Here is a 25,376-nt window from a genome sequence, read left to right on the forward strand (position 1 = left end):
GTTTGGATGTCTTTGGCTACGATCGGTTATCAAACGAATCAAACGCTCTATCAAGTAAAAACAGGATTGTTTAAACAGTTCCTTGTGCAACAACTCAGAACACCACTAACTCATTTTCACTAATCTTGCGAAAGTCCTAAGTAAGTTCCTTCGGGCACATTCACGCCTGCGGTGGTTTTTCCATCCCAGCACGCGCCCGAATATTCTGAATAATACACGGGTATTCCCCATCGGTTGTAAACGGTAAGTTCCGCGCAGCCGGCAAATTTTCCATTGGTAATCATCTGGAAGCAATCGTTTATTCCGTCTCCGTTCGGAGAAAAAACATTAGCGGACTGGGTAACGATGTAAGAAGAAAAATCATTGATGGAAAAACTTTTTGAAACCGTATCGGAGCAGGGAGGCAGCAAAGCCGTGAGCGAAACCGTATAAGAATTCTGATAGGTGAAATCAAAAACCGGGTTTTGCTGGTTGCTTGTTCCGCTTCCGAAATTCCACTGCCATGCCGTTGCGTTCAAACTTGAATCGGAAAACAGCGCAACTACTTTTTCACATTCGGGAGAAAAGAGGTAGCCGAAATTTGCAACCGGCATCACATTCATCTGCACACTTACCGAATCGGAGTTACTGCATCCGTTGGCATCAGTTCCAATAACGGCATAAATGACAGCAGAAGTATCAGCCGTAACAATAGAAGAAGTGGTTGCTCCGTTATTCCATAAATAAGAAATTCCTCCGCTGGCAGTTAGCGTGGCGTTTCCTCCCAAACAAATTGAAGTATCGCTTTGCGCAACAATGGCGGGAAGATTCCAGACCGCAACATGCACCGTATCGTTCTTCACGCAGCCGTTGTTATCCGTAACCTGAACGGTGTACGTGGTGGTGGCAGAAGGAGAAACAGTAATGGAAGAAGTGGTTGCTCCGCCCGGCATCCATACATACGTATAACCGGGCGTGCCGCCTGCAGCAAAAATATTTTCTGGCGCATTCATTCCGGCACAAATGTTTGTATCGGGCGCAGCAGATGCCGTGAGCAGTGGCGGCTGCGTTATCGTTAAGGTTGCGCTGTCCGCGCATCCGTTCGCATCGGTGATGAGTACGGAATAATTTCCTGCGGGAAGATTTGAAATGCTTGCAGAAGTTGAATTCGTATTCCACAAATAAGTATAACCCGGTGTTCCGCCAGAAACAGAAATGGTTGCCGAGCCCGTGCTGTCAGGATTGCATAAAACATTTACCACTGAACTTGCTGCCGAGAGCGGTGCGACCGGCTGCGTCAGCGTAACGGAAGAAGTAGTGGTGCACCCATGCGAATCGGTTACCAGCACGGAATAATTTCCTGCAGGAATATTTGTTGCGGCAGAAGTTGTTTGCCCGTTGTTCCATAAATAAGTATAAGCAAGAGTTCCTCCCGATGCCGACACGGTTGCTGTTCCCGTACTGTCGCCAAAGCAGAGAATATTTATTTGAGAGGAAGCGGAAGTAAGCAAAGTTGGTTCAGTAATTTGCACCAGCGTTTTAATAATGCAGCCGTTATTATCCGTAACAGTAATGGTATAAACTCCCGCGGCAAGCCCGGTTGCTGTCTGAGATGTCTGCAAAGTCGGATTCCAGAAATAAGTATAACCCGGAGTTCCGCCAAATGGATTCACCGTTGCCATGCCCGTGCTGTTGCCGAAACAATCCACATTAATGATGGTGGAAGAAAAAACTCCAAGCCCTGTAGGAGAAGTAATCAGCGCGGTATCGTTAAATGTGCAGCCGTTCGCATCGGTAACCGTTACTGTATAAACTCCTGCATAAAGCGCAGTGGCGGTTTGCGTGGTTTGCGAACCAAGCGGAGGGCTCCACGAATAAGTATAACCGGGAGTTCCTCCGGCAACATTTACTGACGCGCTGCCGGTGTTGTTTCCAAAACAATCCACCGGATTTGTCGGGGGAATTGCATGTGTTAAAGGAGGCGGAGTAGTGATTTGCACGCTGTCCAAAAAAGTGCAGCCGTGCGAATCGGTAACAGTAATCGTATAAGTTCCTGCAGATAAACCGGTGGCAGCAGCAGTGGTAACAGCAGCGGGATTCCATAAATAAGTATAAGCCGGAGTTCCTCCCGAAACATTCACCGTTGCGCTTCCGTTATTATTTCCGAAACAATTAATATTTACAACTCCGGAAAAAGTATGCGACAACGCAGTGGGAGTTGTAATGGCGACTGTATCTGAAAAAGTGCAGCCGTGCGAATCGGTAACAGTGATGGTGTATGTTCCTGCAACAAGTCCGGTGGCGTTTTGTGAAGTTTGCGAGTTGCTCCACGAGTAAGTGTATGCCGGAGTTCCTCCTGAAACATTTACGGTGGCGCTGCCGTTGTTATTTCCGAAGCAATCAATATTTGTGATAGCAGAAAAAGAATGCGATAAAGCGGTTGGAGAAGTTATCGTGACTGTATCCGAAAAAGTACAGCCGTTAGCATCCGTAACGGTGATGGTATAGATTCCCGCAACAAGACCTGTTGCCGCTGAAGTGGTCTGCCCGGAAGGATTCCAAGAATATGTATAAGCAGGCACGCCTCCCGAAACATTCACAGTTGCGCTTCCGTTATTATTTCCGAAGCAATTAATATTTACAACTCCCGAAAAAGAATGAGTGAGCGCAGTGGGAGAAGTAATTGTAATTGTATTGGAAGAAGTACATCCCATAGCATCCGTAACAGTGACGGAATAAGTTCCCGCAGAAAGCCCCGTTGCCGTTGAAGTGGTTTGCCCGGATGGATTCCACGAATAGGTGTAAGGCGGAGTGCCGCTTGAAATATTTACCGAAGCGCTGCCTGTATTATTTCCAAAGCATTTCACATTGGTTACCGAAGAAAAAGAAAACACAACCGGAGGAGAATTGGAAATGGTTATATTATTTATTACGCTGGTGCAGTTGTTCGCATCGGTAACAGTTACCGTGTACGTTCCTGCGGAAAGCCCGGTGATGGAAGAAGTGGTTTGTCCGCCCGGATTCCATAAATAAGTATAAGGCGCAGTGCCGGAAATAATAGTAACAGCAGCCGTTCCGTTCGGACTTCCGCAGCCGGCATTGGTGGTGGCAACACTCACGCTGAGCGCGGAAGGAATGCACGTTGTGCAAGTGGTGGTTTGATAATACAAGCCCATCGCAGCCCAGAGATAGCAATCGTTCCCGCCACTTCCATCCATTCCAAACACCGAAGAAGTTTGATTCGGCAGAAGTGTAACGGACGCTTCGTCTTCATCATAAAATAAATTTGGAAAGTTTGCATTAACTCCATTCAAAGTAGTGATGTGAGTGGGAGGGGCAACATTGTCCTGATGGTCGGATGAAAGAGTGAATGCGCGCGCAGAAGTTGGCGCAGCGCAGACATTAAAGCCGGTCATGGTTTGGGAGAGCGGAGAGCCGCTTCCGCTCGCAACTGCTCCGTCCCAGAGTGTAATATTGCCCTGATAGTTTGCGCTCGGGTCGCGGTAAATAATAAAAAGCGTTGCGCCATCAATTTCCCAGTTAGGGTTGGTGAAGCCGGAAAAATTAAATGTGTAGTTTCCATTGCCGCTGATAAATGATTTGGGAATACCCCATCGGTAAACAGCCGTTCCGGTTTCTCCCCAGCATTTGGGTCCGTCTGTTGCAATGGGTCCGCCAGAAGCAAAACTTTTTACGCTTGACGCGGGATTGGTAATGGTAATGGAGGTGGTGCCTGGAGCCGTAGGCGATTGATAGGAGCAAAGCATCCATACGAAAACAGAATCCAACGCATAGCAGGCGGGTAATCCTGAAATTACCCACTTGGCAGGAAGCCCAGAACCATACGTGCCGGTAGTGGTAAAAGGATTATATCTTGTTTCAACTAAAGTGGTGTCATATATATAATTCAACCCGCAGGCGCTGTCGTGAAACAAAGGCGCAAGCGCGTTGGCAGCAACCGAAGGATTTGTTTTGGCTTCATGGGAAATCAACCCCGGCTGGGCGCTGATGACACCAACGATGGAAAAAATAACAAAAGCAGAAATTATTTTTTTAGAAGTCAGCATTGCAGAAGACGAAGGTATGTTAAAAATTCTTTTTTAACAAACAGCCAAAAAGAATTATCTCAACAGCGTTACAAACCCCTTCAGTTGTATTCCCTTCAAATCAAAAATATAAAAGTAAGTCCCTTCGGGAACACTCACGCCTGCGGAGGTTTTTCCATCCCAGCACGCGCCCGAATATTCAGAATAATACACAGGAATTCCCCAGCGGTTATAAATAGTAAGTTCCGCGCAGCCGGAAAATTTTCCTCCATCGGCTCCCGATATTTTCGGAATCAGGTTGAAGCAATCATTCATTCCATCGCCATTCGGTGTGAACACATTGGTGGTTTGAATGGAAACATAATTGGATAAATCTGAAACAGAAATGATTTTCTGCGCGGTATCGGGGCAGGGAGGATTCATAGCCGTAAGAATGATTATATAATTTGAATTATACACGAACGAATGAACAGGATTCTGCTCCGAAGAAATAGTTCCATCGCCAAAATTCCAACTCCATGCCGCAGCATTCAAACTTGAATCGGCAAACTTCGCTTCCATTCCATCGCAGGCGAGTGAAAGCGTGTAAGCGAAATTTGCAACGGGAGTTATTCCAATCATAACCGAAACCGAGTCCACATTCACGCAGCCGTTTGCATCTGTTCCGGTTAATGTATACGTTGTTTGAATAGTTGGCGCAACCGAAATTGAAGTTGCGGTGGCTCCGCTGCTCCACGAATAAATTATTCCTCCGCTGGCGGTGAGTGTTACCAAACTTCCCGGGCAAAGCGTTTGATTTATTCCCGCGTTGATGTTCGGCAAAGCGTTCACCGTAAGTTGCACCGAGTCGGAATTAATGCAGCCGTTCGCGTTCGTAACAGTTACCGTATACGTGGCGCTGCTTGTTGGCGTAGCAACCGGGTTGGAAATGTTCGGATTGCTTAATCCGCTGGACGGGCTCCACAAATAATTTATGCCGCCCGATGCATTCAGCAAAACCGAATCGCCCGCGCAGATTGCAGTATCATTCGAAGTATTTACAACAGGAAGCGCATTCACAAACACAGTGGCTGAATCCATATTCGAACATCCGTTCGCATCGGTTCCAATCACCGTATAAGTGGAAGAAGAAGTGGGTGAAACTGAAATCGAAGTGGAGGTCTGCGTGGTGCTCCACGAATATAAATTTCCTCCGCTGGCAGTGAGCGTGGTTGAATCTCCAACGCAAATCGAAACATCCGCTCCCGCAGAAATTATTGGAAGCGCATTCACAAACACAGTTGCCGAATCAACATTCGAACATCCGTTTGCATCCGTTCCAATCACCGTGTACGTGGAAGAAGAAGTGGGCGCAACCGCATTCACAAACACAGTTGCCGAATCAGCATTCGAACATCCGTTTGCATCCGTTCCAATCACCGTGTACGTGGAAGAAGAAGTGGGCGCAATGGAAATGGAAGTGGAAGTTTGTGTGGTGCTCCATGAATATAAATTTCCTCCGCTGGCAGTGAGTGTTGTTGTATTTCCGAAGCAAATGGAAACATCCGCTCCCGCAGAAATTATTGGAAGCGCATTCACAAACACCGTTGCCGAATCAACATTCGAACATCCGTTTGCATCCGTTCCAATCACCGTGTACGTGGAAGAAGAAGTCGGAGAAATAGAAATGGAAGTGGACGTTTGCGTGGTGCTCCACGAATATAAATTTCCTCCGCTGGCGGTGAGCGTGGCAGTATTCCCTGAACAAATTGAAACATCCGCTCCGGCAGAAATAACCGGAAGCGCATTCACAACTACAACTACCGTAGCCGTTCCGCTGCAGGTGAACGTGGATGCGGTAACAACATACGTTGTGGTGGCAGTGGGAGATGCTGTCGGGTTTGCAAGGGTAGAATTATTTAATCCGGTGGATGGATTCCACTGATACGTTGCTCCAACAGGCGCAGTGGGCGCACCGCCAATGGTAATGCTTGTTCCAATGCAAATGGAAACATTGGGTCCTGCATTGGTGGGAACAACCGGATTCAAAAAAACTGTCAGCGTATCCCAGTTCGCGCAGCCGTTTGCATCGGTAATGTTCACCGTATACTGCGTAGTGATAGTTGGATTTGCAACGGGGTTGGAAATGTTCGGATTGCTCAGCGAAGAAGCAGGCGCCCAGTTATAGGTTACTCCGTTGCTTGCATTCAGCGTAACAGAAAATCCCGGGCACATCCATCCGGGTTTCGGTCCGGCATTGGCAAGCGGAAGAGGATTTACAAAAACTTTTACCGTGTCACTATTCGTGCAGGAGTTCGCATCGGTAATCATCACCGTATAATTGGTGGTGGAAGTGGGATTCGCAACGGGGTTGGAGCAAAGCGTGCACGATAAACTTCCCGAAGGGCTCCACGAAAAGTTTCCGCTGCCTGTTGCATTCAGCGTGGAAGAATTTCCAATGCAAATGGAAACATCCGCTCCGGCATTCACCGCGGGCTTGGGTAAAACATTAACGGAAACAAAATCGGTGTCGGTGCAACTGTTCAGCGATACAACGAGCGTGTAAGTTGTGTTCACAGTCGGATTCGCAACCGGGTTTGAAATGGTTGAATTGTTTAAACTCCCCGAAGGCGACCAGTTATAGGTTCCTCCCCCGCTTCCGTTCAATGTTGTAGTAAAGCCGGGACAAACAGTTGCATCGGGTCCGGCATTTGCAACGGGCGGTTGATTCACAAATACTGTAACCACTGCGGTGTTGGTGCAGGTGGTTGGTGCGTTTACGTTCAGCGTATAGGTTGTAGTGGCGGTTGGATTCGCTATGGGATTTGCGCAAGTGGTGCACGATAATCCGGTGGAAGGACTCCAGTTATAGGTTGAACCGGCAGGACCTGTCGGATTTCCTCCAAGCGTAATTGAATTGCCGTTGCATATAGTTTGATTCGCTCCGGCATTTACAACGGGAAGTTGATTCACCGTAACTGAAACCGTTCCCGTGCTGGTGCATCCTGCCGATGAAGTAACCGTAACGGTATAGTTTGTTGTCGAAGTCGGATTCGCAACGGGATTGGAAATATTCGGATTGCTCAATCCGTTGGAAGGGCTCCACGAATAAGTTCCTCCGCCCGTTGCATTGAGCGAAACCGAATTGCCGGTGCAGATGGTGGAATTTGCTGCGGCAGTAACCACAGGCGCGGGCTGAATGGAAACATTCAGGGAAATGGGACCGGCAGAACATCCGTGCGAGTTGTAAGAAGTAACTGAAATGGTTCCGTTGGGTCCGCTTCCCCACGTAACATTCACGCTGCTTGTCCCCTGCCCCGATGTAATGCTTCCTCCGGAAACCGTCCATGAAAAAGAACTTCCGCTCGAAGCGGGCACGCTGTATGTTCCCGAGGTGTTCTGGCAAAGCGGATTGGGTCCACTGATGGAACTTGGTCCGTTGTAAGGCAAAACCTGTATGGTGTAAACCACATTGGTAACTTTTGGCGGGCATCCGTTATCGGGCGCCTGCACAATGAAAAAATAATTTCCCGCCTGCGTGCAGGCAATGTTCCAGCAGAAATTACTGGTAACGCTTCCGTTTCCTGCGGCAGGATTGGGCGTTATGGTTGCCGGAGGATTGGTGGGCGGATTATTAAACAATGTTCCCGATGCACTGAAAAATACGCTGTCGCCATTGGCATCGTTGAAGGTGATGGGAAAGCAGAGCGTATCTCCCACGTTCGCAATATAATTTGTCTGCCCTGTTGTGGGAGCAAGATTTGGCGCGCTGTTGGGCGGACAGTTCACCACAATGATTTGCATATCGAGCCGCGTGATTCCCACCAACTGATTATTTCTAAACTCCTGCAGTTCCACCGCCACCACAAAATAGCCGGTTGTCGGGGAAAGATATTGCGACAAGCCGGTGAAGGCATTCACCGAAGCATAGCCGCCCGGACCAAATGGCTGAGAGGCGCTGTATCCGGCTGCATAGTTTACCAGCGGAATGGGAAACGTATACGGATTAGGCGGAACGGGAACGGGATTGGTTTGCGATGCGTAGCCGTTGTAGGGCTGCACGAGGGAATATACAATCACATCTCCATCGGGGTCAATGGCGGTGTTGAGAATGCTGGCAGTATCGTTCACGCATATATAAGGAACGGGGGGAAGCGCAAAGGTGGGCGAACTGTTGTTTACAAACGTGGGCGGAACAAAACAATAATAGGTCTGCGCGGCAGCACCGGGGTTTGCAAGGTTGATGATGTTTCCGTTGCGGCAGCACCGCTCGAAAATGAGATGGTAGCCGCCATTGCTGGCGGGAAGTTCAATCACATCGGTATAAATTCCTTCTTCCACACACACCACCGGAGCGCTCACGCACTGCCCCGCTCCGGGCAGCGCCACCCAGTTTTGCGAAGTGAGCGGAATGGTGAAACTGTTTGCCAGAACTTTGTTGGGGTCGTTGGGATTGAGCCAGTCCTGAATGTATGCTCCAACATCTACATTCGGATTAAGCGTTGCCGTGGTGCAGGTTCCGCAGGGAAGCGTCTGGTCATCGCAGTAGCGGTAAATTTTCAGCGTAACCTGATATTTATAGTTGCCCGTAGAAGAATTCAGCCCCAGATATTGATAACCCGCCCAGCCGCCCATGAGATGTGTGGCAAAGGAAAGAGAAGTAAGAAGTAAGAAGTAAGAAGTAAGAAGTATTTTGATGGAAATTAAGCGCATTATGTTTTTAGATGATTAAATTGGTTAAATTATTGCATAATTTTCAATACAATCATCATTTTTTACTATTTTTTGCACTTTCAGAGAGATAATTATGTCTTTAATCTCTCCAATTGTTACCTTCAGATGTCCAATTGTGTCTTTCTTCTCTCGGATTGTTACCTTCAGAGGTCTGATGGTATCTTTCTTCTCTCCAATTGTTACCTTCAGAGGTCTGATTGTGTCTTTCATCTCTCGGATTGCATCTTTTTATGTAAAAATACAGTTTTTTTCACAAAAATGGCGTTTTATTGAATAATCAGTTTTCCTGTGGCAACCTCATTCCTATCTTTAGCAGCAATTTTATAAAAATAAATTCCTTTGGGCTCGTTGGAAATATCAATGGTTGATGTTTGATGGTTAATGGTTGATGTAAATATTTTTTCTCCGAGAAGATTATAAATATTGATTGATGTATTTCCATTAGCCATTAGCCATTTTACATTATCCATTTGTATTTGAAAAATGCCGGTGGAGGGGTTGGGGGAAACATACACAGAATTGTTTGCATGATTATTTTCATTTGTTCCCACTGTTAGACAAAGAGTAGTTTCAATACCTCCTGTGCTTACTTGTGTTGCTGGAGTTGTCGTTGTTCCTCCTGTATTTTGAATGCCTCCAGAACCTTGTATTCCTCCAGAGCTTAAAATTGTATTTGGATTGGTTTCATTACACCCACTATTTCCATTACTGTCAGTTTTGATTAAATAAATATCACCTGCGCCTTTTCCAAAACTTCCTGTATAACCTGTAATAATAAATCCATCATTTGTTTGTTGCACAAAATTTCCTCTATCGCTACCTGTTCCTCCAAAAGTTTTTGACCATTGCAAAATACCAGAGGAAGTAGTCTTCACGAGATAAACATCAAGATATCCCGAGCCGAAACTCCTCGTTTCTCCAGCAATAATAAATCCACCATCATTAGTTTCCTCAACAGCGTATCCACCTTCATCATTTGAAGATCCTCCAAAAATTTTAGTCCACTGTAAAGAACCATTTGAATCAGTCTTTATAAGATACATGTCTGAAATACCACCACCTGTAATGTAAGTTTCTCCTGTAATAATATATCCACCATCAATCGTTTGACGCCCTGAATATCCATAATCATCTCCTGTTCCTCCGAAAGTTTTTGTCCATTGTAATGTGCCATCAGAAGCGGTTTTAACTAGATAAACATCGACACTTCCGGCACCAAAACTTGATGTATAACCAGTAATAATAAATCCTCCATCATTTGTTTGTTGAACAGAATTTCCTTCACTACTACTAACTGTTCCACCATAAGTTTTTGACCATTGCATTGTTCCATCCGAATAAGTTTTTATCAGATATATATTTGGAACTTTTGCACCGAAACTATTTGTGAATCCAGTTAATATATAACCGCCATCATTAGTTTGCTGAACGAAAGAGGCGATATCATTCCCTTGTCCTCCAAAAGTTTTTGACCATTGTAAAGTACCATTTGAAGAAATCTTCAAAAGATAAACATCATCATTCCCTAAGCCGAAACCATTGGTGTAACCTGCAATAATATATCCGCTGTCGTTAGTTTGTTGGACTGAATATGCTCTGTCATTATTTGTACTGCCAAAAGTTTTTGACCATTGCATAACGCCATCAGAGGTAGCTTTTACAAGGTAAATATCAAAATTCCCTTCCCCAAAACTTTCTGTTATGCCAGCAATAATAAATCCACCATCATTTGTTTGTACGGTGACATTTCCAATGTCATCCTTTGTTCCTCCATACGTTTTCTGGAAAGTAATTTGCGCGTTGCATACCTGAGAAAAGATAATTACAAGAAATATGTAAAAAAGTATTCTCATTTATTCCACAATTAATGGTTCGACTTATTCGCTCACCACAAGTTTCCCCTTCCCCACCACTCCGCTCTCCGAACTTACTTCATAGATGTAAATTCCGGCAGCAAGGTTGCTTTTACGAATTACGAATCCTTCCGAATTACGAATCACGGATGGGTTAACTTCCTTTCCATACAGGTCGAACACCTTCAATTCGTAATTCGTAATTCGGTTTCCATTCGTAATTCGCAGTGTAGCCGTTTCAGAAAACGGATTGGGATAAACCGTAAACTGTAAACCGGAAACCGGAAACTCTTCCGCGCTCACCAACTTCAGCACAGTTACCGCATAATCCTCCGCCTGCCCTTTAATCACCGTACACGCAGTGGGATTGCTTCCCCCGTTATCGGAAACAATGCGCATGCGCAGCAGCGTGCTGTACACCGCAACTCCGGTAGGAATGGTAATGGTGCCCGATGGATTAATGGTGCTTGCTTTGCTGAACAAAAGTTCATTCGCCTGGTTGAAAGTGCCGTCATTGTTCAAATCAATCCAGAGTTTGGTATCCTGCGCCAGCGAAGGGCTGGTTTGAATGCTCACGGAATACGTCTGCCCTTCGGTAAGCGTGGTTTGTCCGGTGCACGAAAAATCTTTGTATCCCTCGCTTCCGTCAGCAGAGGACTTATTGATGGTGTTCATCTGCACTTTGTAAATTCCATAGCCGCAGCAATACGCAAGCGTGGGCGCCTGGCACGAAGGAGCAACGGGAGTGTTGCCGAGCGTAACAAGAATATAATTTGATTTCACCAGCATGTTATTTCCGTTGGCATTGGTGGCGGTAAGCGAAACGGAATAAGTTCCGTTGGCAGTGTACGTATGCAACGGGTTTTGCTGGTTGGAAGTAGTTGCATCGCCAAAATTCCAGAGCCATTGGTTGGGAACATTCAGCGACTGGTCGGTGAACTGCACCGTGCCCGAACAGGAAACAGTATCATCAGCATAAAATTTTGCAACAGGCGGACTGGTATTCGGCTTCACAATAATGGCATAGTCCTCCGCCTGCCCGTAGGTAAGATTTGAACAAGGAGTTGGAATTGCCTGCAGCGACTGGTCGGCAGAAACGCGCACGCGCAGCGGAGTGTTCAGCGTGGCAGTGCCGGGAATAAAAACATTTCCGCTGGCGGAAATCACATTGTCGGCTGCAAACACGAGTTCGCCCGGTGGAGTAAATGTTCCGTCATTGTTGAAATCCATCCACACGCGGTAGTTCTGCGTGGAAGGAGAAGAAGGATTGCTCACCGAAATATTATACCACTGCCCGGTGGTAACCGTATCGCGGTTGCAGGTATAGTCCTCATAGCCCGCGCTTCCATCGGGAGAGTTGTTGTTGATTTTATCGAACTGAAAATTCGTGATGCCAAACCCGCAGCAATACGAAGTAGTGGTTGGTGTGCACGAAGCAGGCGTGAGCGGAGTTCCACTGAGCGAAACGGTAATGTAATTTGGTTTAGCAAGCGTATTGTTTCCATTCGCATTCGTTGCTTTCAGAGAAACAGAATACGTTCCGCTGGCGGTGTAGGTGTGAAGCGGATTCTGCGCGTTGCTCGTTGCTCCATCGCCAAAATTCCACAGCCATGCGGTGATGTTGTAAAACGATTGGTCGGTGAACTGAACATTGCCGGAACACGTGTTGGTTGGATTCGCGGTGAACTGCGAAGTGGGCGGACCGTTGGGCGTGTATGTAAATTTTATGTTCGGACGGTTCATCGAAGAGTTTCCAGAAGGAGCAGAGCAGATATTCGGGTTCATGTCCTGAAAAAAATACAGCACGCTGTTGTAGGAAGTAGTGGAATAATTCATCTGCGCGTTCTGCGTCCACGAATTATTATCAAAACAGGTTTCAATTAAAATGTTCGAGGTTCCGTTCCACGCGAAAGGAGTGGAGAAAGTGTGATTGTTCCACCCGCTGGCATCGGTAAAAGTTTGCGGTCCGTAAACAGTGACGAATCCGATATTATCGAAGTTGGAATTCACGCTGGCAGAAGGAGTGGTTTTCATCCGGATGGTGAAAGAAGTAAGCGGAGTTCCTGCGGGCGTCTGCACTTGGAAGGCGAGCGCGGTAATGTTGCCTGCAGCCATTCCTGCGGCTGTCATTTCCGAAGCGCGGATTAAAATCTGGTGGCGCGCTCCCCAGTAAAAATTTCCGTAAGGAGCGGGATACGCAGCGGAGTTATTAAAATTTGTTCCCGTGCCGATGATGGCGGTGGATTGGGAAAAGAGATAAGATGTAAGAAGGCAGACGGCAGATGTAAGTAGTAAAAGGATTTTTTTCATGGGTAAAGAAATATTAGATAAAGGGATGCCAGGTTGAACGTAGAAAGGAGGAAAATTGTTACATGTTTTTTGAATTATTTACTGCGGTACAATGAAAAGACATTGCCTCAGATAGCGCCATCCGGCATTATTGTAAAAAAAGTGAAGTAAGAATAGCTTCAGCAAAAATATTCTGACCGCGCAGCAGTGTCAAAATTTAAAGCCCAGCGTCATCAGCACGCTTGAACTATGCAGTGTGTTTTCCGAAGCGCTTATGAGCGAAGGATCGTAGAAAAAGTATTTTTCGGAATACTGTGAATACACATAAGCAAAGTCAAGGAAAAAATTTTCATCGCGGAAACCAATTCCCGCAGAATAATCCATGCGCGTGCCGATGTTTGTTTCTCCTCTGAAAGGGCTGGTGTAATAAGCCGCTCCTGCACGTATGCTCATGGGAGCCAGCCGCCACTCGGTGCCAAGGCGGATGATATTTCCTTCCACATATTTTGCGCGGATGGCTTTGTTCTCATTCAGAAATTTATATTTGGAAGAACTCAGCGATGCGGAAGAATAATCGGTGTACTCGTAATCAATTCCCACCAATCCTTTTTTCTGAATTACAAAACCCAAACTTCCGATGGCGCGCATGGGAGTTACCAGCGAATAATCATAAGACCCGGCAGGAGAATACGCAGTGGGATAATAATAGTTCGGATTTGAAAAATGCGTGACCATGTTGCTGCTGTATTCATCGTGCATGCTGAAATAGGTTGGCGAATGAAACGCACCGCCAATGCGTATCCAGTCCGTGGGGCGGTAAATCATTCCGAACTTTATATTGAAACCCACGCCTGTTGTTTTTAAGGATTGATTTAATTCAAATGACTTAAAAGTATTATAGGCGGAATCGGCTTTCTCCGTATAATTTGTTTCTTCGCTGTAATGTATGTGCGGAATTCCAACAGTCATTCCCATATATAATTTATCATCATAGTTTCCTCCGAGCGTAAAAACCGTTTCACCCATCGAGCCGCCTGTGGTAATGCTTTTGCTTTGCTCTTCGCCATAAATTCCTTGCAGGTGATGATAATAAGTTGCGGTTGCCGAATCATAAAACACCGCGCCTGTATTCAGCGCAAGCTGCGTTCCGAAGGGGCTCATCAAACTGGTATCGCCTCCCGAATTAATGGCATCGTTCAGGTAAACATCGAGCAAAGAACTTTGGGAATTTTTTCCGGTCATGGAAATACTGCTGTTGAAATTATTCAGCCGGTTATAGCCGAAACCAAACGTAACTCCCTTCCATGCATTTTTGGAATCAGGTTCATAGTAGGAAAGTATCAGCCCCGCGTTGCTGAAGTTCACATTGGTTTTATTATCGTACAAAGAGTTTCCTTTGAAATCAGAATTGGAGTTCTGTATAAAAAATCCGGGCGTAAAAGTAAATTCGCTCTTGCGGTAAATGGCAATGCCTGCAGGATTGATGGAGAGCACGGAAAAATCTCCGCCCAGCGCTCCGAATGCACCGCTCATTGCAGCAGAGCGCGCGGTGCCGGCATATTTTATTTGCGAGTAGCGAAGAGCATCTACTTCATTTTGGGAAAACAGGAGTACGGAAAGAAACACTCCTCCCGCTCCAAGCATGAATTTTTTTTTCATAGAACTTTTCTTTTGAATTTGGTTTAGGAAATATTATCGATGATGACCTCCGCCACCACCACCGCCACCGCCATGTGAAAATCCACCACCGCCTCCGCCTCCGCTACTGCCATGTGAAAATCCGCCACCGCCACCGCCCCAACTTCCACCGCTGCTGCCACCGCCTCCCCATCCGCCACCGGAATGCGGTGCACTGTAACTTGGCGAAGGAGCGCTGTAACTTTTCGGAGTGCTGTAATTAGGAGCGGGCGCTTCGTAACTTTTGGGCGTGCTGTAGTGAGGCGTTTCATAGTTATGAGGCGCTTCATAATTCTTTGGCGTGCTGTAATTGTTGCCCGGTGATTCATAATTTTTGGGAGTATCATTTCCTTTAGGAGCATCGTAAGATTTAGGCGTGTCGTAACCCTTCGGCATATCATATCCTTTTGAAGGCGCTTCGTAATTTTTCGGAGTCGGCAGGTTGTTTCCGTTCGGAGTATAATAATCATTAGCGCTTCCTTTTCCTTTAGGCGTTTCAACAGAAACAGGATTTACCGGTTTGTTCGGCAAATTATTTATGGTTGTACTGCCCGAAGGAAGATTGTTCACATTGCCACTGCTGTTCGGCAAATTAACATGCCCGATGTTTCCTCCATTTGCAGGAGCGGAAAGATTATTGGAAGAAGAAAAATTATCGGCAGAACTATTTATATGATTGTTCGGTCGCGGAGTGCTTTGAATTCCTCCCATAGTAGTTGGATAATGAACGGGAGTAAAATTATTTGCAGCGATAGCAGTTTCAAAATTTTTTCCGTGATTTGAAATTGCATTGCCGGGTGTTTGAAAATTTTTCGGGCGCGGGCCGTAATAATATCCGCTGTTGTCGTAACTGTTGTAATAATAATTGCTGGCAAGTCCATTGTAATAGCCGTTCCAGTATCCATCATAGTATCCGTTCCAGTATCCGCCATAATAAGGATAGCCCATTCCCATTCCGCATCCCCAGCTGTTCCAGCCGCAACCCCAGTAAGGATGATGCCATCCCCAACCCCATCCTCCGCAACCCCATGAGTCATACCAATACCAACTGGGATAATAATTATAGCAGTAATAACTCGGTCCCCACCAGGGGTAACCCATGTAAACGCTCAATCCCCACTGAGCAGGAATTCCTGAATACCAATACGAATTTGTGTAGTAGTTATCGTAATATCCATAATCGGAAGCAGGATGATAAAAACGTTTCATGCGCGCAGCATATTCATAATCGTAGTAATCATCGTAATTAAAATTGTTCGCAGAAGTTTTTTCTGAAGAGCCATTAGTGGTGTATCCATCCACGTTTTGATTTTGCTCCTGAGTCTCCTGCGTGGAAGAGAATGTTTCCGGGTTGCTTCTGTTTTCCTGCTTCGGCTGCACATACGTTTGCTTTTGCGCCTGCACCTCTTTCGATGATGCATACACATCATCGTTATATGTGCTTGCCGTTTGATTCATGTTAGAGCAACTGCTCAGAAGCGCTGCCGCTGCGAAAAGATTGATGAACGTTTTCATGATTCTTATTTTTTTAGTTTTGCTGTCTCTTACTACAAAGATACAATCAGAATTGGAATTTACAAACATCATACCAAAATTTAACATTTGTTAAATGGCTAAGGATTTGCCGAAAAGAAGCGAAAATTACTCCGAATGGTACAATCAGATTGTAACCAAGGCGGATTTGGCTGAACACTCTGCCGTGCGCGGATGCATGGTGATTAAGCCCTATGGATTTGCCATCTGGGAAAAGATGCAGGCGGCTCTTGATAAAATGTTCAAGGAAACCGGACATCAGAACGCTTACTTCCCGCTCTTTGTTCCGAAAAGTTTTTTAGAAAAAGAAGAAGGCCATGCCGAAGGTTTCGCAAAAGAATGTGCTGTTGTAACGCATTACCGCTTGAAAACAGACCCGAATCAAAAAGGAAAATTAATTGTAGATAAAGATGCGAAGTTGGAAGAAGAATTAATTATCCGCCCGACCTCCGAAGCAATTATCTGGAACACTTATAAAGGATGGATTCAATCGTACCGCGATTTGCCTATACTGATTAACCAATGGGCAAACATTGTGCGCTGGGAAATGCGCACGCGTTTATTTTTACGCACAGCAGAATTTCTCTGGCAGGAAGGACATACCGCACACGCCACAAAAGAAGAAGCCATTGCCGAAACAGAAAAAATGCTGGGCGTGTATGCTGGCTTCACAGAAAATTTTCTGGCGCTTCCGGTTTTGAAAGGAGTAAAAACTGCGAACGAACGTTTCGCAGGCGCGGAAGAAACCTATTGCATCGAAGCGCTGATGCAGGATGGAAAAGCATTGCAGTGCGGCACTTCACATTTCCTCGGACAAAATTTTGCAAAAGCATTTGATGTAAAATTTTCCAGCAAGGAAGGAAAGTTGGATTATGTTTGGGCTTCTTCGTGGGGAGTTTCCACTCGATTGATGGGCGCGCTCGTGATGGCGCATTCGGATGATGAAGGGCTTGTGCTTCCACCGAAACTCGCACCGATACAAGTGGTAATTATTCCGATTTACAAAAAGGAAGAAGAATTAAAAATGATTTCTGAAAAAGCATTGCAGATAAAAAAAGATTTGGAGTCGAAGGGAATTTCTGTGAAGTACGATAACAGCGATAACCGTTCTCCCGGATGGAAGTTTGCAGAATATGAATTCAAAGGAGTGCCTGTAAGAATTGCAATCGGTCCGCGTGATTTGCAGAATGAATCCGTAGAACTTGCAAGAAGAGATACGCGCACAAAAGAAATTATAAAGCAATCCGATTTAATTGTAAAAGTTGAATCGTTGATGAAAGAAATTCAAGAGGCACTGTATAACAAAGCACTTGACTTCAGAAAAGAAAACATGCACAGCGTGGATTCGTATGATGATTTCAAAAAAGCAATTGACAAAGGCGGATTCGTTTTAGCACACTGGGATGGCACTTCTGAAACAGAAGAAAAAATAAAAGAAGAAACAAAGGCGACCATTCGCTGTATTCCAATTGACTCGAATAAAGAAAGTGGCAAGTGTATTCTCACTGGAAAACCTTCTGGACGAAGAGTAGTATTTGCTGTTGCCTACTGATTTATCTTTCTCTTTTCCGCTATCTTCGCCCTCCATTTTATGGTTTCAATTAATGACATAACCGTTCACTTTGGCGGGCGCACACTGTTTGAAGATATTTCTTTTCTCATAAACAAGCAAGATAGAATCGGTTTGGCGGGAAGAAACGGTGCCGGCAAATCCACGCTGCTGAAAATTATTGCGGGTGAGCAGAGTGCCGACAGCGGTGAAGTTACCAAGCCGAATAATTTTTCCATCGGCTATCTTCCGCAGGACATGACGCACAATCTCGGCAAAACTGTTTTCGAAGAAACGGCTTCTGCATTCACAGAAGTGATGTCGCTCGAGAAAAAAATTTCGCACGTGAACGAGCAGATTGCCACACGCACGGATTATGAATCGGAAGAGTATATGAAACTCATTCACGATTTGCACGATTATTCGGAACGGCTGAATATGCTTGGCGGATATTCTCTTCACGCGGATATTGAAACTACTTTGCTCGGATTGGGTTTTGAGAGAACAGATTTCAACCGGATGATGGATGAATTTTCCGGTGGCTGGAGAATGCGCGTGGAAATTGCAAAACTTTTATTGAAGAAACCCGATTTACTTTTGCTCGATGAACCAACCAATCATCTCGACATTGAATCCATCCGCTGGCTGGAAAATTTTTTGCAGAATTATTTTGGAGCAGTGTTTATGGTTTCCCACGATAAAGCTTTTCTCGATAATATCACAACGCGCACAATTGAAATCACGATGGGAAGAATTTATGATTACAAAGGAAATTATTCGAAGTATGTCCGCCTGAGAAAAGAAAGAAAGGAATCGCAAATCCAGGCGGCAAAAAATCAGGAACGTTATATAGAAAAAACCGAAGCGCTTATCAATAAATATCGTGCTAAGGCTAACAAAGCAGCATTCGCACAGTCGCTGATAAAAAAATTAGACAAGCTGGAAGTTGTGGAAGTGGATGAAGACGATACTTCGAGCATCAAATTTAAATTTCCACTCGCGCCACGTTCAAGCAGAATGGTGGTGCACGCGGAGGAAGCGAAGAAACAATATGGAGAAAAAATTATTTTCTCTCACGTGAATTTTAAAATTGAACGCAAGGACAGAGTTGCTTTCGTTGGAAGAAACGGTGAAGGAAAAACCACGATGAGCAAAATAATTTGTGGCGAAGAAAAATGTGATGGACTTTTGAAAGTTGGCGATTCGGTGGACATCGGCTACTACGCGCAGAACCAGGCAGAGATTCTCAACGGAGAAAAAACCGTTTACCAAACTATTGATGAATCTGCCGAAGGAGAAAGCCGGAAAAATATCCGCGCTATTCTCGGCTCGTTTCTTTTCAGCGGAGATGACGTGCAGAAAAAAGTAAAAGTGCTGAGCGGTGGAGAAAAAGGACGCTTGGCAATGTGCAAACTTTTATTGCAGCCGCATTCACTTCTCGTGTTAGACGAACCAACAAATCATCTCGATATGCGCTCGAAGGATGTGCTCAAGCAAGCGCTGCTGCAATATGATGGAACGTTGATTCTTGTTTCACACGACCGGGATTTTCTGCAAGGGCTGACTAATCGTGTGTTTGAATTCCGCAATGGAAATGTGAAACAATATTCGGGAGATGTAAATGAATATTTGCGCGACAGGCAGGTGGGCTCGTTCCGCCAGATTGAACAGGAAGTAAAACCTAAAGTTCAAAAAGAAGAACCGCAGGAAGATAATTGGGAAAAGAAACAAAAAGAAAAACATCAGCGCGAAGCGCAGGCGCAGATTTCAAAACAGGAAAAGAAAATTGAAAAACTCGAAGCGGAAATAAAAATGATTGACGAAAAGTTAATGCATCCTGATACTTATTCAGAAATTGTGAATGATAAAAATACTTTTTCTAATTATGAGAAGTTGAAAAAACAATTGGAAGCGGAAATGAAAAAATGGGAGGAGTTGCAGAGTAAAATTGCTGGTTAAAAATAATTTCTATCTTTGCCTCATCAAATGAAAACACAATCACATAACCATCATCATTCTCTCGCACAGGCGGGCCGATGAGGTTTTGTGTAAAAACAATAAATCAAATCAAGGCTTGCCTCTAACGGCAGGCCTTTTTTATTTTAATACTTTAGAACTATGGAAACAAAACTTAAAATAGCAATTCAAAAATCTGGTAGACTTTACGAAGACTCTATAAAAATTCTTCGCGAGTGCGGAATCGAACTCAGCAACGGAATGAATAAACTCCGCTCGGAAGCGTACAACTTTCCGCTGGAAGTTTTGTTTCTGCGCGATGATGATATTCCGCAATATGTGGAAGACGGTGTTGCCGATGCGGGAATTGTGGGCGAGAATATTATTTACGAAACAAACAAAAAACTTCGTGTGATTGAAAAACTTGGTTTCGGAAAATGCCGTTTGTCTATTGCGGTTCCGAAGAATACGGAATACAAATCCACAAAAGAACTTCGCGGAAAAAAAATCGCCACGAGTTACCCTGTGATTTTGGGAAAATACCTGAAAAAGAAAAAAGTGGAAGTGAAACTCGAAGAAGTAAGCGGTTCGGTGGAGATTGCTCCGAGCGTTGGCTTGGCAGATGCGATTTGTGATTTGGTGAGTTCGGGAAGTACGCTCTTTGCGAACGGGTTGAAAGAAGTTGAAACAGTAATGAAATCGGAAGCGGTGTTTGTTTCGGGAACAAAACTCGACAAAGATAAATCCGCCATTCTGAAGAAACTTTTGTTCAGGATAAAAGCGGTGAAAAAATCGCGTCATAATAAATATGTTTTGCTGAATGCTCCGAATGAAAAGTTAGACGCGATTTGTAAAATTCTTCCCGGCATGAAAAGTCCTACCATTCTTCCGCTCGCGGAAAAAGGATGGAGTTCGGTTCATTCAGTGATTGACGAAGAAAAATTCTGGGAGATAATTGAACAACTTAAAGACAACGGTGCACAGGGAATTCTAGTAATTCCTATAGAGAAAATGATTGTATGATGCAAGTAATAAAATATCCTGAAAGAAAAATCTGGGAAGAAATTCTCAGACGACCTGCTATTGATTCTTCTTTACTTGAAGAAAAAGTTTCTTCCATTCTGAAAGATGTGAAAGAGAACGGAGACAAAGCTTTGAAAAAATATTCTTTGCAGTTTGATAAAGTTGAAATGAATTCGTTTGAAATCACAAAGGAAGAATTTACTAATGCAGAAAAGAAAGTTTCGAAAGAGTTAAAGCAGGCCATTCAACTAGCAAAAAGAAATATTGAAAAGTTTCACCTCGCGCAGAAGGAAAAAGTAAAGGTGATTGAAACAACCAAAGGCGTTAAGTGCTGGAGAAAATCTGTTCCGATACAAAAAGTCGGGTTGTATATTCCCGGAGGAAGTGCGCCTTTATTCTCTACCATATTAATGCTCGGCATTCCCGCGAAGATTGCCGGATGCAAAGAAATTATTTTGTGCACACCTTCTTTTGATGCTACTATATTATATGTAGCGAAGTTGGTTGGCATTAAAAAAGTTTTTAAAGTTGGAGGCGCGCAGGCAATCGGAGCAATGACTTACGGAACGGAAACAATTCCGAAAGTGAATAAAATTTTTGGCCCGGGAAATCAATACGTGACTTGCGCAAAACAATTAATTCAGAAAGACGGATTAGCAATTGATATGCCAGCAGGTCCTTCGGAAGTTGCAGTGCTGGCAGATAAAAGTTGTGTGCCTGCATTTGTTGCTTCTGATTTATTATCGCAGGCAGAACACGGAACGGATTCACAAGTGATTCTGGTTTCGGATTCGGAAAAAATAATTTTGGAAGTGCAGAAAGAAATTTATGTTCAGTTGGAAAAACTTCCAAGAAAAGAAATTGCAAAGCAAGCATTGGCAAACAGCAAAGCAATTCTCGTGAAAAATAAAAAAGAAGCGGTTGATTTGCTGAATGAATATGCACCTGAACATTTGATTATTTCCTGCAAGGATGCAGATAAACTCGCTGTGAAAGTTATAAATGCAGGTTCTGTCTTCATCGGAAATTATTCTCCCGAAAGCGCGGGCGATTATGCTTCAGGAACGAATCATACACTTCCCACAAACGGTTATGCGAAATCTTACAGCGGAGTTTCGCTGGATAGTTTTGTAAAGAAAATTTCTTTTCAGAAATTAAGCAAAGATGGTTTGAAAAAAATCAGCAGAGCAGTTGAGTTAATGGCAGAAGCAGAAGGATTGCAAGCGCACAAGCAAGCGGTAAATATTAGATTAAAAAATTAGTGTCAATTAGTGAAATTAGTGGCAGATGTTTGATCTGAATAAAATAATACGCGAGAACATAAAAAAACTTATTCCTTATTCATCTGCGCGCAATGAATTCAAAGGAGAAGCAAATATTTTTTTAGATGCAAATGAAAATGCGTATGGTTCTCCGCTGGAGCAAAACTTTAATCGTTACCCCGACCCGTTGCAATTAAAACTCAAAGAAAAAATTTCCAAAGTCAAAGGAGTTCCCGCAAAAAATATTTTTCTCGGCAACGGAAGCGATGAGGTGATTGATATTCTTTACCGCGCGTTCTGCAACCCGGCAAAGGACAATGCAATTCTTTGTCCGCCAACTTATGGAATGTTTGAGGTGTCTGCAAATATCAATGATGTGGAAGTTCGCAAAGTTCAGCTTACTGCCGAATTCCAACTGAATGCAGAAGGAATTTCTGAAAATGTGGATGAAAACACCAAACTAATTTTTCTTTGCTCGCCTAACAATCCTACAGGAAATTCTCTGGATAGGGAAGACATAGAATTCATACTAAATAATTTTTCTGGAATAGTTGTAATTGATGAAGCATACATTAATTTCTCCAAACAAAAAAGTTTTACTCTTGAACTAAATGAATATCCGAATTTGGTTGTGATGCAAACTCTGTCCAAAGCGTGGGGAATGGCGGGACTTAGAATAGGAATGGCATTCGCAAGCGAAGAAATTATTTCTGTGTTCAATAAAATAAAACCTCCTTATAATATCAACGAAGCATCGCAGCAACTTGCAATAAAAGCGCTGGATAATATTGAGCAGGTGAATAATTGGATTAAAGAAATTGTGAGCGAAAGAGAAAAACTGGTAAAGTCACTGGCAGATTTTTCTTTCGTGAAAAAAATATTTCCAAGTGACGCAAACTTTCTTTTAGTAAAAACCACCGAACCCAAAAAGATTTATAATTATTTAGTCGGGCAAGGAATTATTATAAGAGATAGAAGCAATATTTCGCTTTGCGAAGGCTGTCTGAGAATTACTGTCGGCACAAAAGAAGAAAACAAAAAACTTATTCAAGCATTAAATCAATATAAATGAAAAAAGTTTTATTCATTGACCGTGACGGAACAATCATCGTTGAACCGCCAATCACTTTCCAGATTGATTCACTGGAGAAACTGGAATTTCTCCCCTATGCTATTTCTTCGCTGAGAAAATTTGCGGAAGAAATGGATTTTGAACTCGTGATGGTTTCCAACCAGGACGGGCTCGGCACAAAAAAGTACCCGAAGAAATCTTACGATGCAGTTCAGAAAAAATTATTGAGGACGCTTTCAAATGAAGGAATCGAGTTTGATGATATTCTCATAGATAAATCTTTCGACCACCAAAATTCTCCGAACAGGAAACCGAGAACTGGAATGATGAAAAAATATTTGTACGGAAACTATGATTTGAAAAATTCTTTTGTGATTGGTGATAGAATAACTGATTTGCAATTAGCAAAGAATCTCGGCACAAAAGCAATTCTTGTTCGGAATGATTTGAATAAAAGAATGAAAGTTCCTGCTGAATTTCAAAATGTACTCGTCTGTGATGCAAAAAGCTGGAATGAGATTTATAATTTCTTTCAAGCATCTTCGAGAAAAATTTCTCATTCTCGAAAAACAAAAGAGACAGACATAAAAATTGAAATTAATCTTGATGGAAAAGGCAAATCAAAAATCTCCACAGGACTTTCTTTCTTCGACCACATGCTGGAACAAATTGCAAAGCACGGAGGTATTGATTTGAAAATTTCTGCGAAGGGAGATTTACACATTGACGAACACCACACGATTGAAGATGTCGGCATTGCGCTGGGCGAAGCATTTTCAAAAGCACTCGGAGATAAGTGCGGAATCGAACGCTATGGATTTTGTTTGCCTATGGACGATTGCCTCGCGCAAGTTGCTTTGGATTTTGGCGGGCGCAACTGGATTGAATGGAACGCGGAATTCAAACGTGAAAAAATCGGGGAGATATCTACTGAAATGTTTTTTCATTTCTTCAAATCATTTTCCGATTCTGCAAAATGCAACCTGAACATAAAAGCAGAAGGAACCAATGAGCACCACAAAATAGAAGCCATCTTCAAAGCATTTGCAAAAGCAATTAAAATGGCTGTGAAGCGCGATGCAAACAATATGACTTTGCCTTCGACCAAAGGAATGCTGTGAAAACTGTAATCATAAAATATAATGCCGGCAATGTGCAATCTGTTCTTTTTGCGCTGGAAAGAATTGGCGTGAAAGGAATTTTATCTGACAATGCTCAGGAAATTATTTCTGCCGATAAAGTTATTTTTCCCGGTGTTGGCGAAGCAAGTTCCGCTATGAAATTTCTGAAAGAAAAAAAACTGGATGAAGTGATTAAAAATCTCAAGCAGCCAACACTTGGAATTTGTCTCGGCATGCAACTGATGTGCAAACATTCTGAAGAAGGGAATTCTAATTGTTTGGGGATTTTTCCGCTCGAAGTAAAAAAATTCAAAGGAGAATTAAAAGTTCCACAAATAGGATGGAATAATATTTATTCGTTGAAAGGGAAACTCTTTAAGGGATTAAATGAAAATGAATTTATGTATTTCGTACACGGATATTACGCGGAAAAAGGAAATGATACGGTTGCAACAACAAATTATATTTTGGAATACAGTTCTGCCTTACAGAAAAATAATTTCTATGGAGTACAGTTTCATCCCGAGAAATCATCGAATGAAGGACAAAAAATCCTTGAGAACTTTCTGAAATTATGATTACAATCATTCCTGCCATTGATATTATAGAAGGCAAATGCGTTCGCCTTTCACAGGGAGATTATGCGCAAAAGAAAATTTATAATGAAAATCCGCTGGAAGTCGCAAAGCAATTTGAAGATACAGGAATAAAACGCCTGCACTTAGTGGATTTAGACGGAGCTAAGAAAGGAACCATAATCAATCAAAAAGTTTTAGAAACTATTGCAAGTAAAACAAAACTTATAATTGATTTTGGCGGAGGAATAAAAACCGATTCAGATATTCAATCGGTTTACAATGCGGGAGCAAATATTGCCGCCATCGGAAGCATTGCAGTAAAAAATTCAAAACTGTTTTTCTCATGGATAAATAAATACGGGGCAGAAAAAATTCTTTTGGGTGCAGATGTACAAGATGAGAAGATTGCCATTAACGGCTGGATGGAGCAAACAAAGATTTCTGTTTTCGATTTCATCAAAATAAATTCAGAGGAAGGAGCGAAAAATATTTTCTGCACAGATATTTCTAAAGATGGAATGCTCGAAGGAACTTCCATTGATTTATACAAAAAAATAATTGCACAATTTCCAAAAATAAATTTGATTGCCAGCGGAGGTATTGCTTCTGTAAAGGACATAGAGGAAGTCAGCAATACGGGATGTACTGGAGTAATTATCGGCAAAGCGATTTATGAGGGAAAAATTTCTCTTGCAGAACTGAAAAGATTTTTTGCGTGATGATAT

Annotated in this window: 15 protein-coding genes; 8 read left to right on the forward strand and 7 right to left on the reverse strand. The window is 43.5% G+C overall.

All coding sequences use genetic code 11. The features are described from left to right. Window positions 1-119: 119 nt before the first annotated feature. The 7 genes from HY063_02590 to HY063_02620 all read right to left on the reverse strand — a co-directional run bounded on the left by HY063_02590 (window position 120) and on the right by HY063_02620 (window position 16,072). Complete coding sequence (locus tag HY063_02590) at window positions 120-4,046, reverse strand: gliding motility-associated C-terminal domain-containing protein (protein MBI3500656.1); 3,927 nt, start codon at window positions 4,044-4,046, stop codon at window positions 120-122. A gap of 54 nt (window positions 4,047-4,100) precedes the next feature. Continuing rightward, complete coding sequence (locus HY063_02595; protein MBI3500657.1) at window positions 4,101-8,717, reverse strand: gliding motility-associated C-terminal domain-containing protein; 4,617 nt, start codon at window positions 8,715-8,717, stop codon at window positions 4,101-4,103. Window positions 8,718-8,741: 24 nt separating this feature from the next. Next, on the reverse strand, window positions 8,742-8,948 hold the full coding sequence (locus HY063_02600; GenBank protein ID MBI3500658.1) for a hypothetical protein: 207 nt from the start codon (window positions 8,946-8,948) through the stop codon (window positions 8,742-8,744). A gap of 56 nt (window positions 8,949-9,004) precedes the next feature. After that, window positions 9,005-10,591, reverse strand: coding sequence for a T9SS type A sorting domain-containing protein (locus tag HY063_02605; protein MBI3500659.1), 1,587 nt, complete (start codon window positions 10,589-10,591; stop codon window positions 9,005-9,007). 24 nt (window positions 10,592-10,615) lie between these two features. Further along, the gene (locus HY063_02610) at window positions 10,616-12,901 is read right to left on the reverse strand and encodes a PKD domain-containing protein (GenBank protein ID MBI3500660.1); all 2,286 of its coding nucleotides are present in this window, start codon (window positions 12,899-12,901) and stop codon (window positions 10,616-10,618) included. A gap of 189 nt (window positions 12,902-13,090) precedes the next feature. Next, entirely contained in the window at window positions 13,091-14,539 is a 1,449-nt protein-coding gene (locus tag HY063_02615; GenBank protein MBI3500661.1) for an outer membrane protein transport protein, read from the reverse strand. A 33-nt stretch (window positions 14,540-14,572) separates the two neighbouring features. Then, a complete protein-coding gene (locus HY063_02620) occupies window positions 14,573-16,072 on the reverse strand; it encodes a hypothetical protein (protein MBI3500662.1) in 1,500 nt (499 codons plus the stop codon). Window positions 16,073-16,166: 94 nt separating this feature from the next. On the opposite strand from HY063_02620, the gene HY063_02625 reads away from it, so the two are divergent. The 8 genes from HY063_02625 to hisA all read left to right on the forward strand — a co-directional run bounded on the left by HY063_02625 (window position 16,167) and on the right by hisA (window position 25,370). Next, the gene (locus tag HY063_02625) at window positions 16,167-17,642 is read left to right on the forward strand and encodes a proline--tRNA ligase (protein ID MBI3500663.1); all 1,476 of its coding nucleotides are present in this window, start codon (window positions 16,167-16,169) and stop codon (window positions 17,640-17,642) included. Window positions 17,643-17,681: 39 nt separating this feature from the next. Then, the gene (locus tag HY063_02630) at window positions 17,682-19,598 is read left to right on the forward strand and encodes an ABC-F family ATP-binding cassette domain-containing protein (GenBank protein ID MBI3500664.1); all 1,917 of its coding nucleotides are present in this window, start codon (window positions 17,682-17,684) and stop codon (window positions 19,596-19,598) included. A 159-nt stretch (window positions 19,599-19,757) separates the two neighbouring features. Beyond that, the gene (locus HY063_02635) at window positions 19,758-20,618 is read left to right on the forward strand and encodes an ATP phosphoribosyltransferase (protein MBI3500665.1); all 861 of its coding nucleotides are present in this window, start codon (window positions 19,758-19,760) and stop codon (window positions 20,616-20,618) included. Continuing rightward, window positions 20,618-21,880 (forward strand): histidinol dehydrogenase, encoded by a 1,263-nt coding sequence (gene hisD, locus HY063_02640; GenBank protein ID MBI3500666.1) that lies wholly within the window; start codon window positions 20,618-20,620, stop codon window positions 21,878-21,880. Before HY063_02635 ends, hisD begins: the two co-directional genes overlap by 1 nt. Window positions 21,881-21,905: 25 nt before the next feature. Next, window positions 21,906-22,952 (forward strand): histidinol-phosphate transaminase, encoded by a 1,047-nt coding sequence (gene hisC / locus HY063_02645; GenBank protein MBI3500667.1) that lies wholly within the window; start codon window positions 21,906-21,908, stop codon window positions 22,950-22,952. Continuing rightward, a complete protein-coding gene (gene hisB / locus HY063_02650; GenBank protein MBI3500668.1) occupies window positions 22,949-24,073 on the forward strand; it encodes a bifunctional histidinol-phosphatase/imidazoleglycerol-phosphate dehydratase HisB in 1,125 nt (374 codons plus the stop codon). Before hisC ends, hisB begins: the two co-directional genes overlap by 4 nt. Next, the gene (gene hisH / locus HY063_02655) at window positions 24,070-24,651 is read left to right on the forward strand and encodes an imidazole glycerol phosphate synthase subunit HisH (protein ID MBI3500669.1); all 582 of its coding nucleotides are present in this window, start codon (window positions 24,070-24,072) and stop codon (window positions 24,649-24,651) included. Before hisB ends, hisH begins: the two co-directional genes overlap by 4 nt. Further along, a complete protein-coding gene (gene hisA / locus HY063_02660; GenBank protein ID MBI3500670.1) occupies window positions 24,648-25,370 on the forward strand; it encodes a 1-(5-phosphoribosyl)-5-[(5-phosphoribosylamino)methylideneamino]imidazole-4-carboxamide isomerase in 723 nt (240 codons plus the stop codon). Before hisH ends, hisA begins: the two co-directional genes overlap by 4 nt. Window positions 25,371-25,376 lie beyond the last annotated feature (6 nt).

It is taken from the genome of Bacteroidota bacterium (assembly GCA_016195025.1).
GTDB lineage: Bacteria > Bacteroidota > Bacteroidia > Palsa-948 > Palsa-948 > Palsa-948.